Raw genomic sequence first — 11,830 nt, forward strand, 5'->3', positions numbered from 1 at the left:
GGCAAGAAAGATCTCGCGCCGGGTCTGCTTACGCTTGCCCAAGCCCTCAGCGTCACCGAACGTCAGCTGCATGGATGAATCCTCTACATAAGGCGATAGTGTCGCGCATCTGCGGTGAGTTGATCAGACCTTCCTTAGGCGTCATTATGCGCAGAGTTGGGAACACGGTCAGGTTGCCCTTTATAAATGAATCTGACGCCGTTGCTCTTGTAGCAACCCTGCATGCCACTGAGGCGTGCTAGGGCGAACAAAAGCCCCCGTGCAGAACCACCACCGAGAGCTTTCATCTCATTCGCGTAGACCCCTCACATACCCAGATCAGACAGCCCCGGATGATCATCCGGGCGACGGCCCAGCGGCCAGTGGAACTTGCGGTCGCTTTCCTTGATCGGCATGTCGTTGATGCACGAGAAGCGGCGCTCCATCAGGCCATCGGCGCCGAATTCCCAGTTCTCGTTGCCGTAAGAGCGGAACCAGTTGCCTGAGTCGTCATGCCATTCATAGGCATAGCGCACAGCGATACGGTTTTCGGTAAAGGCCCACAGCTCCTTGATCAGGCGGTACTCCAGCTCCTTGTTCCATTTGCGCGCAAGAAACTGCCGCGCTTGTTCCCGGCCGTTGGTGAACTCGGCACGGTTGCGCCATTGGGTGTCGAGCGAATAGGCAAGCGACACCTTGTCGGCATCGCGGGAATTCCAACCGTCTTCGGCGAGTCGTACCTTTTCGATCGCCGATTCGCGGGTGAAGGGGGGAAGCGGCGGTCGCGTGTGAGCGTTGGACATGGCAAAGCCTCCAATCGAAGTGGATACATCGTCGTTTGAGATTGCGGCGGAGCGTCAGGCCGCTAGCGGACGGCCTGTTTTATCAACAACTGCGCGATATCCCGTGCGGTGTCTGCGGCGTCCTCGTCGCCCATCACGCGCGAGAGGGTGATTGCGCCTTCCATGAGAAGCAGCAGCTGGCGGGCCAGTGCGACCGGCTGCGTGATACCCAGTTGCCCGGTCAGTTCCTGCGTGTAGTCGAGCAACTTCTGTTTGTGATGCTTGGCGATCTTGCGAATTGGATCGTCGGGGTCCCCGACTTCGCCTGCGGTATTGATGAACGCACAGCCGCGGTAACCGGCAGACTGGAACCATTCCTCGAGCACCGTGAACATGCGCAGGATGCGCGCCTCGGGGCTGCCGGCCTTGTCGCACTCGTGCCTGAACCACTCGAGCCAACGGACGTCGCGTGCGTTCAGGGCAGCGGCGGCCACCTCGTCCTTGTTGTCGAAGTGGCGGTAGATGCTTTTCCGCGCCACGCCTGAGGTCTTCACCAACAGGTCCATGCCGGTGGCATGGATGCCGTGCTGATAGATCAGCGCCTCAGCCGTTGCCAGGATCTTCTGTTGTGTGTCGTTTGTTGGCTTGTCCACGACGCCAAGGTAGAACGATCGTTCTCCCCTGTCAACGACTGCGCGTTGCGTGGGTTCCGAGCCCTCACCACCCAAACGAACGATCGAGCAATCCGGACGTCATCGTGCTGGCCGACCGACTTAGGCAGCCGTTCCCATCCGTGGCGCTGCGATGCCGTCGACGAACAACCCGATCAGGTGCGCGATGCGCGTCCTTGGCGAGCCGAGCTGTTCGGTGGCCAGCGATGTCGCGATGGCGACGACGACGAGATCGTCGAAGGAAACATCGCGGCGGACGAGGCCGGTCTTCTGCGCGCTGCGCAAACGCTGCTGCCCTTCCTTGCTGACGGCCTCGCACCCTGGCGTGCCGCTCTGCAGCACGGCGCCGAGCGACGCAGCCAGCCCACGGTAGACGCTGGTGTGCAGTGCCAGATCCTCCAGATACGCGCGCAGCGCGGCCAGCGCGTCGAGCGAACAGGCGCGCGCGTGACTGGAAGCCGCCAGCGACAGGAAGCGCCCGCTATAGGCCGCGGCAAACAACGACTCGCGTGTGGGGAAGCGCCGATACAGCGTGCCGATGCCCACACCCGCGCGCTTGGCGACGTCTTCCATCGAGGCTTCGGCACCGCGCTCCAGGAACACCGCCTCGGCTGCGGCGAGCAGGCGCTCGCGGTTTCGTTGGGCATCGGCGCGCAAGGGGGTGTCGGCGGTCAATGGGCTGTTCCGGCGTGACTTGTGGAAGTGGAGGCTACCTCCATATACTAAGTGGAACAATCCTCCACTTACCAAGGAAGCACGATGGGCAAGCGATTCGACGGCAAGGTGGTCGTGGTCACCGGCGGTACGGACGGCATTGGGCTGGTGACGGCGCGGGCGTTTTCGGCCGAAGGCGCGCAGGTCTACATCACGGGCAGGCGGCAGGACCGGTTGGACGCCGCGGCGGCGGAGATCGGCGGCGGCGCGGTGGGCGTGCAGGGCGATGTCGGCGTGCCCGAGGACATGGACCGCCTCTATGCGCGCATCCAGCAGGAGCACGGCCGGCTGGATGTCGTCTTCGCCAACGCGGGCGTTTCCGAGTCGGCCGCGCTTGGCGAGATCGACGTTGCGCACCTGGAGCGCCTGTTGGCGACCAACATCAAGGGCACGGTCTTCACCGTACAGAAGGCGCTGCCGTTGATGGCGAGCGGCGGCGCTGTGATCCTGGCCGGCTCTGTGGCTGGCAGCAAGGGCATCGGCGCGCTCTCGGTCTACAGCGCGACGAAGGCGGCCATCCGCTCGTTCGCGCGCACCTGGACGAGCGACCTGAAGAGCCGCGGCATCCGCGTGAACGTGGTGTCGCCCGGCATGATCCACACACCGGCCATGCAGACCTACCTGCAAGCCAATGCAGGGGCCGAGGACGCGTTCAAGCAAATGATTCCGTTCGGGCGTTTGGGCGACGCCGAAGAGATCGCCGAGGCGGTACTGTTCCTGGCCTCGGACGCGTCCAGCTTCATCGCGGGGCACGAGTTGTTTATCGATGGCGGAGTCATGGCGATTTAGGCCGCCTGCAAGAGCGCTGCGATCAGCCAGAGCGACCGCGCGCTCGACCGCTCGCAGGTGGCGGTTGTCGCCATGTTTGCTGGAGACACGTCCGGATTTACTTCAGTGGCTTTCTCCGATGGTCGCCACCGATCCGGCGATGCCGGTCGCTCGTCGCCCAGCCGCTGGGGAGTGACGGTATCTACCAAACCTCGCATCTGCCGGGTTACATCAAGATGCGTTCGCCTAGCCGGCCTGGTGGTCTGGGCGAACGGTGCATCGCAGGCGGGCACCATGTCGCTTTGTGTGCTGATCGTGCATAGCGACACATAGAACCGATGGATCTGCTCCAGCGTGGCGCCGAACCTGTCGCGCGACATTTAGTGAAACCTGAGCGCGGTTTTTCCGGTTTCCTGCCTGTGCCATGTCGAGCACTCCAGCCGTCTAGCGAACGATCGTCGTAAGCGCCTGGAATGTAGTCCAACGGTCGATCACGACGCCGAACGCGCGACCGTGCAGTGCTGAGCCACGCACACGATGGCAGTGATTGTGCCGCCTGCGCCCGCAGACCCCGCGTCGCTCACAGTGCCGCCAAGGCGTTGAATGAGCGCCACCATCGGAGCCAGGTTGTCGCCCCCGTTGTTGGTCCAGGTGCCCGGAAGTTCGCTGGCTTGGCTTCGGAATCGATTGGCCCGCTGCTGTTCTTTCGCTGCCGGGTTCGGATTTTCCGTTGGCCCGATTCAAATCAACGATCACGCCGACATGCGGGCCGTCCTAGAAGACAACGTTGAAGATCAGGTTTGTCCGATCTGGATTGGTCAGCGACGCGGTGATTCCGGAGCGTGTGGCCTGTTGTATCCGCAAGCTGCTGCCCGTGGCAGATTCAACCATTGCCCTGAGGTTTGCATCGGTCACGTCGTCGTCTGCGCTCTTCTCGCGCGCATGGGATTCAAGCCCAGCGTGTCGACCGGAATAGTGTCGATAGGTCGAATGGTGGCCCCCATCGACTACGTGAAACGTGTGCGCGTTTGCGACCTATTGAGTCGCCTTGGCTTGTGGCGCCTGCTGCCGCACGATGGGTGTCGGTGGAGCTTTCACCGCCGCGGGCACGGTGTCGTCTGGTCCGACGTACCACTGTTGAACCAGGTTATCTTTTACGTTGTAAACGATATGGGTGCCAGGCCCCCTGCTCACTGCTTCAGCACGAAAATCGCTGTCTACCTGGCAGGTGTCGCACCGGATTGCAACGGCCTGGGCACAAACCGAGACAACGGCACATCCTGTCGCCAGCACAGCTATCCATATGTACTTCACGATATCTCCGTCATTTCTACGAATGCAGTTCAAACAGCGTATTTGAGACGGTACCTTGTCGCAACAGCTCGGCAGGGGATGCGTTTCGGCCTTGGCGGGTAAGGCGCGGGAGCAGATGCAAAATGGACGTCAACAAGAGTCGGGTCGACGTCTTCTAACCTCATCAACGCGCGCATCGGAAGGCTGGGCGAATACGCCTTGACCTCCCATACATCCCCCACCCGCCATCCTCGCTGCGGCCTCAACTGGAGAACGCACGATGATGAAGTGGATGGGCACCGCGCTGGCCGCGGCACTGTTGATGAGCGGTTGCGCCAAGGTGGAAGGCGAGAAGTTCGTTGGTCACTGGGTCAACCTGCAGTCGCAGGACGAGACGATGGACATCGAGCGCAATGGCGAGACCTTCATGGTCCGCAGCACCACGCCGAAGTTCTTCAGCCGCCAGCCCAAGACCGAGAGCTACCCGGCGGTCTACAAGGACGGCGCGCTGCAGGTCACCAACGATGGCGAGACGGTGAATTTCGCCATCGACGAAAGCAACGGCCACCTCAATACCGGTGGTGAGCAGTACGAGCGCGTGCCGGCCAAATAAGGCCGCAGCTGTCGCCGGCACCCGCGTGCAGACCCCGACGGTCGTACGCGGGCGTTCGGCAGGTGGGCAGGTGTGTGCGTCATTCGATGCGGATGAATGCGCCGAAGCGAGCTGGAGCAGCGTGCTGTCTTCAAGATGGCTGCGTGGTGTTGCAGGCGTATAGGATCACGGCCTTGTTCGAGGCCATGCGATGCGCATCCATTCAAGACACATCCCCCGTTTCTGCCTTGCGCGTGCGTCGGTCTTAGCGGTGGTGCTTGCACTGTTCGCTGGCCAGGGGTTTGCGCAGGCCGGTAACGGCCCGACGTACGTTGCCCCGGCGCCGGCAGTTGCGCCGCCGGTGGACCACGCATTTGCCGGGGTGATGCGCGTGGACGTGGATGCCACCGATGTAGCGCGCCGCATCTTCACTGTGCACCAGCAGATACCGGTAGACGGCAGCGGCGCGGTGACGCTGCTGTATCCACGTTGGGAGGCCGCCAGCCACGGGCCCAGCCTGACGGTCACCGATCTTGCCGGCCTGGAGGTCAGTGCAGCGGGGCGCCGCCTGCCATGGCGGCGCGATGGCTATGAGCCGCATGCCTTCCATGTGGAAGTGCCGGCCGGGACGCAGCAAATTGAGGTGCGGTTCCAGATGCTGGCCGGCGGCGAGTTGCTGACACGCGACATCGTGTCCGTGCCCTGGCAGCGGTTGCTGCTGTACCCGGCCGGTTGGTATGCCAGGAACATTCCGGTGGCCGCCATGTTGACGCTGCCGGGCGGGCTGCGGCCGTTCAGCGCCTTGGACGTGCAGCGCGCGGGCGGCACGCACTACGCCTTCAAGACGACATCGCTGGAAACGCTGCTGGATGCGCCGGTGCTTGCGGGCCGGTATGCCGCCCAGCTACCGCTGGCCGGGGAGGTGTCGCTGGATATCGTGGCGCAGCGGCCCGCCGACCTGCAGGTGCCGCCCGCACGTGTGGCCGAACTGCAGGCGTTGCTTGTGCAGCTACGTGCGGTGTTCGGCCCGCCGCCGTTTGCACGCTACGAAATCCTGGCGCGGCTGGGCGACGAGGGGTCGGCCGGCGGCACCGAGCATCGCGCGTCCAGCGAGAACGGTCTGGCGTCGTCGCATTTCCAGGACTGGCCGGGCCAGATCCTCTCGCGCGACCTGATCGCGCACGAGATCGTGCATGCCTGGAACGGCTTTTACCGGACGCCTGCCGATTTATGGGCACCGACGCCGAACGTGCCGGTCTCCGGAAGCCTGCTGTGGATGTACGAAGGACAGACCGAGTTCTGGGGCCGCGTGCTGGCGACGCGTGCCGGCCAGTTCACGCCCGATGAGGTGCGCGACCGCCTGGCGCTGGAAGCAGCGGAGATCGCAGCGCGGCCCGGGCGGGCATGGCGCTCTTTGTCCGACGACGTGCACTACCCGGCTTTCATGTTGCGCCAGCCGGTGGCGTGGCGCGACTGGCAACGCCGGCGCGATTACTACTCCGAAGGGGTGATGCTGTGGCTGGCAGTGGATGCCGAACTGCGCACGCGCAGCGGGGGCAGGCGCAGCATCGACGATTTCGCGCAGCGCTTCTTTGCCGGCGCCGCGCCGGACGCGCCCACGCGCACCTATACGTTCGAGGACATCTGCGCCACGTTGCATGCGGTAGCGCCAGTGGACTGGGCAGGCTTCCTGCGCGGGTGGATCGATGCCCACGACGAACTGGACACCACGCGCGGCCTGACCCAACACGGCTGGGCGCTTGTCTACACGGACACGCCGACTGCGGCGTTCCGTGCCAGCGAAGAAGAAGCTGGCGTTGCCGATCTCACCTACTCAATCGGATTGACGGCGCGCGCCGACGGCATGCTGCGCACGGTGGCCTGGAACGGCCCCGCCTTCGCCGCCGGGCTGCGGCCGGGCACGCGCGTGTCGACCGTCAATGGATCGCCGTTCTCGCAGGACGCGTTGCGCGATGCGGTGCGCGGCGCGGCACGCCGCCCCATCGTGTTGGGCATTGCGCAGGACGGGCAGCGCGCGGACGTGCAGATCCAGTACACCGGGCCGCTGCGCTACCCACGGCTGGAACGGCTGGCCGGGCGGCCCGATACCCTTGCCAGGCTGCTTGCGCCACGCTGAGGCGATGGGCGCCGGCGGCCGCCACCCGGTGTCACGTACTCCACTGCGCCAGACCCTCTGCCCTTCGATGGCGCACAAGCCTTACAGTGCGCTGGCACGCCGGGTCCGGCGCTGCCAGCGCGTTCAAGCCAGCAACCACGAGGGTGTCATGAGCAAGGGGATGGACCAGAAGAAGAACCAGAAGAAAGAGCCGACCAAGACGCTGAAAGAAAAGCGCGCGGCCAAGCAGGAAAAGAGGGGCAAGTAAGCCGCCCGACCTGGTCGCAGGCGGACGAATTGGAGGGGATGCCCAACCTCGCGCTTCGCGGATGACGCCGGACGGCGCCACTCCGCGAATGCTGCCAACTGCTCAGCGCGCGTGTTGCCCCTGGTCCTGCTGGGCGAGCGCGGCCTTGGCCAGCGCCGACAGCAACAACCTGGCTTTTTCCGGACGCACAACCTCGGCGTGTCCCACGTGCTCCACCGGGCTGGCTCCCTCGCGGTGCATGGGCGTTGGCTGGAACAGCAGGCGCGCGGTGCCGGGCAGCGCCGCCAGCAAGGTCAGCGGATCGTAGAGATTGAGCTTGGTCACCTGCGGCCAGATGGCGTCGAAGCTCATGGCAGCTTGCCGACCCGCTGCCGCAGCCTCTTGGGCTTCTGCTGTGACGAACGTACGGAAGAACCACGCCGAATCCAGGCCGGGGATCAGGTTGGCCTGGATGCCTTCCCACAGGCCTTTCAAGGCGTTTTTCTGGACATCGCGCAGGTACTCGCCCACGGGGTGGCCATTGCGTGCGATGCCTTCGTAGAACGCCGGCGGCACGGCGGCCCTGTAGGCAGCCTCCTTGCTCAGGATGCGCAGGGGAATGCCGAGTTGCTGCGCGCGGCGGTAGAGCGCACGGGCGGCGTGGATGTCGGTGGCGTTGTTGTAGGCACGCGTGTCCGGTTGCACGAGGCCATCGGCGTCTTTGGCCGGGTCGATGCCTCCCATGATGGTGATGGACGCGACCTTGTCCCGCACCAGATCGCCCGCCTCGGCAAGCAGGGCGCTGGCATCGGTCATTCCGGCGATGACCACCATGCCGAGCTTGTGGGGCGAGCTCGCCAGGCGCTGACGCATCGCACCGACGCCATCGGTGTGCACCGCGTCCGGCGCCGCACGCAGCGCGGCTCCCTCGGCGAGGAACTTGGAATGCTCCCGGGCCTGCGTGGGCGTCATGGGATAGTCCTGGCCGCGCGCGACGCGCACATCCGGCAAAGCCAGGCGATCGAAGACACCTTTTGCCAGCTGCGCGCGTTGCGATCGCATGGTGGCATCGCCCAGGGTGACCACGACATCGGTCAGACGCAAAAAGCCTTCGACCTGCAGCTGCTTGGCGATGGTGTAGGTCACGACATCGTCGGGGTCCTTGTTCGGGTCGGTGAACAGCAGCGTGTCCAGCGGGAGCTGCGGCCGGTGCAGACGCAGCTCCCGCAGCACGGCCGCCTCGGTGGGCGTCAGCACGGGCGTGTCGGCGACGCCGAGTTCGGCCAGCATGCTGCGCTGGGCAGGCGTCAATCGCGCGGGCAGGCTCTGCGTGCGTCGGTGCCGTGGCGCGTCCGGGCGGGGAGCACGGCCAATCATCGCCTGCAAGGCATCCGGCGGCGCCGCGGCTGCGGAGGACTGTGCCTGCGCGGAGACGGGTGGAGGATCGCGCAGGTCAGCCGTCATGTCTGCGCTGGGCAAGCCGGCGGTGGAACGGATTGCGGTGGGCTGCATGGGAGGACCTCTGAGAGTGAACGGCGGTGCTGGCAGCCCTTGTCGGCAACACGACAGAACCGGTGCTCACGCTCATGCGTGCACAACGCTGCACGAACAGTCGCGCGTTCGCGCTCACGCGTGCGTCAGTGGGCGGCGGCAATGGCGTGCGGCGCGATCACGCGGTCGAGCGGGCGGCCAGGCTCGCAACGTTACCCACGTCCAGCACAGCACCATGGCGGCGTGGTGAATTCCTGTGTGCGGCGACGAAGAGACACCGACAGGCCCGCCGCCGCATCAACCCGACCCCACGTCGGTGTTGGCGAGCAGCGCACGCGCCGTGCCGAGGTCGTCGTACTCGCGTGCTTCGCTTGGCACAGGCCGACGCTGAACGCTATGTCGGGGACTGCCATGGCATCCCATAGCGCCTGCGCGATGCGTGGCTGATTCTGACTGTCTCAGAAGCGTTGGATTTACTGGACACGATCGCTTCTCGTCCAGTGCCTCACGCCACAAGCACGTTTTACCTGTTGCTGACTCAGAGGCCTTCTTTTCCTTGGTTATCTCTGCATCTGTTCATACGTTTTCCACATCAGAATAGAGAGCCCTGGATGGGATTGCCCAACACGGTTGGCGTTGTTGCTCGCAAAGGTGATGCAGCATCAGCAGTGGATTGCATTTGCTCCCCACCCAACCGCCACGCCAATCCCGAGATGCGTGCGGCGTGGCGTGCCAGTGCACTACGGATGACCGCTTCGCTGCCGGCCAGGTGCAGGGCGCGGCGGGCGCGGGTGATGCCGGTGTAGAGCAGTTCGCGGCTGAGTACGCGGGCATCGCGGATGGGCAGTTGCAGCCAGACCTCGTCGAATTCGCTGCCTTGGGCCTTGTGCACGGTCATGGCGAAGGCGCTTTCGTGGGCGGGCAATGCGGCGGGGTGGAAGCCGCGCACCTGGCCGTCGCCGTCGCCTTCGAACCAGGCGACCAAGGGGCCTTGGGCACGGCTGTCGGGGGCGGGGGCGTCACGGTGTGCGCTGTCGCCAGCGTGGCCCGGCCTTGACGGTGCCGCGTGACCGCGCGCGGTCACGGCCCTTGCCTCGCCCTGGACGAGGGAAGGGCCCGCGTCGCTGCGGCCAGGCAAGGCGCCCGGGTCGCTGCGCAGGCAGATGCCGACATCGCCATTGAACAGGCCGTGGCGGTAGCTGTTTTCGGTGATCAGCAGCAGCCGGCCCTGGAACCAGGGCGAGGCACCACCCAGACGGCGGGCGCCGGAGCCGGTGTCGGCCAGCAGTTGTTCGATGCGGGCGTTGAGGCCGCGTGCGCCGTGCGGGCCGGCACGCACGGCGGTGAGCAGGCGCAGGCGGCCGGCATCGCGCAGTGCGGCGGCGGGGTCTTGCGCGTTGGCCAGCGCGCGCCAGTGGGCGAGCAAGGCGTCGCGGCCGAGGGCCAGCGGGTCTTCGCCGTCTTCGTGGAAGTGCACGCCGGGCAGTTCGCCGCTGCGCAGCAGGGTCAGCGCGGTGTCGGCGTCGCCGGCGCGGATGGCGTCGGCCAGTGGAGCCAGTGCGAAATCCTCCGCCTGGCGATAGCCGCGCAGCAGATGCACGCGGTGGCCGGCCAGGCCGCCGCTGCGGGTGGCGGAGGCGACCGCAGACGGACGCTCGACGGGCGCGCTGCCGAGCAGTGGTTGCAGTGCCTGGGCGTCTTCGGGCTGCAGGGCATCGCCCGGGCCAGCGGCCTGCAGGATGGCGGCCAGCACGTCGCCGGCTTCCACCGAAGGCAGCTGGTCGGCATCGCCAAGCAGGATCAGCTGGGTGCCATCGGCGACGGCTTCGACCAGCTTGCACATCAGCGGCAGGTCGACCATGGACGCTTCGTCGACGACGATCAGGTCCAGCGGCAGCGGGTTGTCGGCGTCGTGGCGGAAGTGCGGGGAATCCGGGATGACGCCGAGCAGACGATGCAGGGTGCTGGCGCCGCTGGGTAGCAGCGCTTCCCAACTGGGCGGCTCGCCCTGGTCTGAGGGTGCATGCGGCTGCGGTCGCTTCGGCGAGCCTGTTTGCGGGGCTGCCTGGGCAGCATGCGTCGGCGGTTCCAATCCTGCTGCGGTGGACGCGAACGCGGACGCGTCGGGTGCGGCGGCGTTGGTCGGGCGCGTGGACGTGCTGAGGTCGGCGCTCTTCGATGACGTGGCGAACGACTCGGCGGCCGGGAGCCGGATACCGTCGGCGATGGCACGCGCGATGGCGGCGCGCAGGCTTTCGGCCATGCGCTCGGCGGCGCGGCCGGTGGGTGCGGCCAGGGCGATGCGTGGGGCCGGGGTGTTGGACGCGTGTGCCTGCGCAATGCGCAATAGCAGCAGGCGGGCGATGGTGGTGGTCTTGCCGGTGCCGGGGCCGCCGGTGACCAGCAGTAACGCGCGGCGTAGCGCGAGAGCCGCGGCCTGGGCCTGGCGGTCGGGGGTGTGGGATGGCGTGGGGGGGATTGGGTCGTGGAGGGATGGCGCGGGCAGGCCCGTCCCCTCACCCGCCCTTCGGGCACCCTCTCCCGAAGGGAGAAGGGTTCGGTCGGTGGTGCGAGGGGTTTGGGTGGCGTTCGGGAACAACTGCGCGAACAGCGGCGCCAGCGTGGCGGCGTCGACCGGCGGCGGCGCTTGCGCGGCGATGCGTTGCAGGCCCAGGGCCAGGCGGCGTTCGTACTCGCGATAGCGGCGCAGGTAGAGCAGGCCGCGTTCGAGGACGAGCGGGCAATCGGTGGCGGCCGGGGCCTCGGGCTGCGGTTGGTCGACCCAGCGCGAGGCGGCCAGGCTGCGTTGCCAGTCGGCGGGGTCCGGGAAGGTAGGCGACGGGCCGTCGCGCGCGTCCAGCAACATGGCGGCGCGGGCGGGGTCCAGGCCGGCGTGGCCGCTGGTGACCGCCAGCGAGGCAAGCGCGGCGCCGGCCAGCACCTGTGGGTCGGTGTCCGGGGCCAGGCGTTGCAGGCTTTGTGCGAACGCCAGATCCAGGGTGCGCAGGGCGCCGCTCTGGTTGAGGGCGGTGAGCAGGTTTGGGTGGGTCATGGCGTTGGCATTCCATCAGCGAACGCGCGCCCGCACCCCGTCATGCTCCGCGCACCTGTGCTGGCGTGCGGTGCGCTGGCATGCGGTGCGGGCGCGCAGCAGCGTTGACGCCAGTGGCTCGTGGG

General features: G+C 66.4%; 9 protein-coding genes and 2 pseudogenes. 4 read left to right on the forward strand and 7 right to left on the reverse strand.

Annotated elements, in window-relative coordinates; genetic code table 11:
* Positions 1–305 precede the first annotated feature (305 nt).
* The 3 genes from J7360_RS16450 to J7360_RS16460 all read right to left on the reverse strand — a co-directional run bounded on the left by J7360_RS16450 (position 306) and on the right by J7360_RS16460 (position 2,107).
* The gene (locus tag J7360_RS16450) at positions 306–782 is read right to left on the reverse strand and encodes a nuclear transport factor 2 family protein (RefSeq protein WP_057661070.1); all 477 of its coding nucleotides are present in this window, start codon (positions 780–782) and stop codon (positions 306–308) included.
* A 62-nt stretch (positions 783–844) separates the two neighbouring features.
* Entirely contained in the window at positions 845–1,414 is a 570-nt protein-coding gene (locus J7360_RS16455; RefSeq protein WP_057661069.1) for a TetR family transcriptional regulator, read from the reverse strand.
* A 120-nt stretch (positions 1,415–1,534) separates the two neighbouring features.
* Positions 1,535–2,107 (reverse strand): TetR/AcrR family transcriptional regulator, encoded by a 573-nt coding sequence (locus J7360_RS16460; RefSeq protein WP_057661067.1) that lies wholly within the window; start codon positions 2,105–2,107, stop codon positions 1,535–1,537.
* Positions 2,108–2,191: 84 nt separating this feature from the next.
* On the opposite strand from J7360_RS16460, the gene J7360_RS16465 reads away from it, so the two are divergent.
* A complete protein-coding gene (locus J7360_RS16465) occupies positions 2,192–2,935 on the forward strand; it encodes a glucose 1-dehydrogenase (RefSeq protein WP_057661065.1) in 744 nt (247 codons plus the stop codon).
* Here J7360_RS16465 and J7360_RS16470 read toward each other — a convergent pair.
* A complete protein-coding gene (locus J7360_RS16470; protein WP_057661063.1) occupies positions 2,932–3,294 on the reverse strand; it encodes a hypothetical protein in 363 nt (120 codons plus the stop codon). The genes J7360_RS16465 and J7360_RS16470 overlap by 4 nt on opposite strands.
* Positions 3,295–3,405: 111 nt before the next feature.
* Positions 3,406–3,918, reverse strand: a pseudogene (locus J7360_RS21440) (hypothetical protein).
* A gap of 569 nt (positions 3,919–4,487) precedes the next feature.
* Here J7360_RS21440 and J7360_RS16475 point away from each other — a divergent pair.
* From J7360_RS16475 to J7360_RS16485, 3 genes are all read left to right on the forward strand, one after another.
* On the forward strand, positions 4,488–4,820 hold the full coding sequence (locus tag J7360_RS16475) for a hypothetical protein (RefSeq protein WP_003482333.1): 333 nt from the start codon (positions 4,488–4,490) through the stop codon (positions 4,818–4,820).
* Between the two features lie 190 nt (positions 4,821–5,010).
* Entirely contained in the window at positions 5,011–6,936 is a 1,926-nt protein-coding gene (locus J7360_RS16480; protein ID WP_209034273.1) for a M61 family metallopeptidase, read from the forward strand.
* Positions 6,937–7,003: 67 nt separating this feature from the next.
* Positions 7,004–7,183 carry a hypothetical protein gene (locus J7360_RS16485; RefSeq protein ID WP_209034287.1) on the forward strand — a complete coding sequence of 60 codons (180 nt, stop codon included), beginning with the start codon at positions 7,004–7,006 and terminating at the stop codon, positions 7,181–7,183.
* A 102-nt stretch (positions 7,184–7,285) separates the two neighbouring features.
* Here J7360_RS16485 and xopQ read toward each other — a convergent pair whose 3' ends face one another.
* Positions 7,286–8,674 carry a type III secretion system effector XopQ gene (xopQ, locus tag J7360_RS16490; RefSeq protein WP_057678187.1) on the reverse strand — a complete coding sequence of 463 codons (1,389 nt, stop codon included), beginning with the start codon at positions 8,672–8,674 and terminating at the stop codon, positions 7,286–7,288.
* 667 nt (positions 8,675–9,341) lie between these two features.
* A pseudogene (locus J7360_RS16495) lies at positions 9,342–11,705 on the reverse strand (AAA family ATPase); the annotation flags it as partial.
* Positions 11,706–11,830: the final 125 nt, after the last annotated feature.

This window comes from Xanthomonas sp. D-99 (assembly GCF_017746145.1).
GTDB lineage: Bacteria > Pseudomonadota > Gammaproteobacteria > Xanthomonadales > Xanthomonadaceae > Xanthomonas > Xanthomonas cissicola.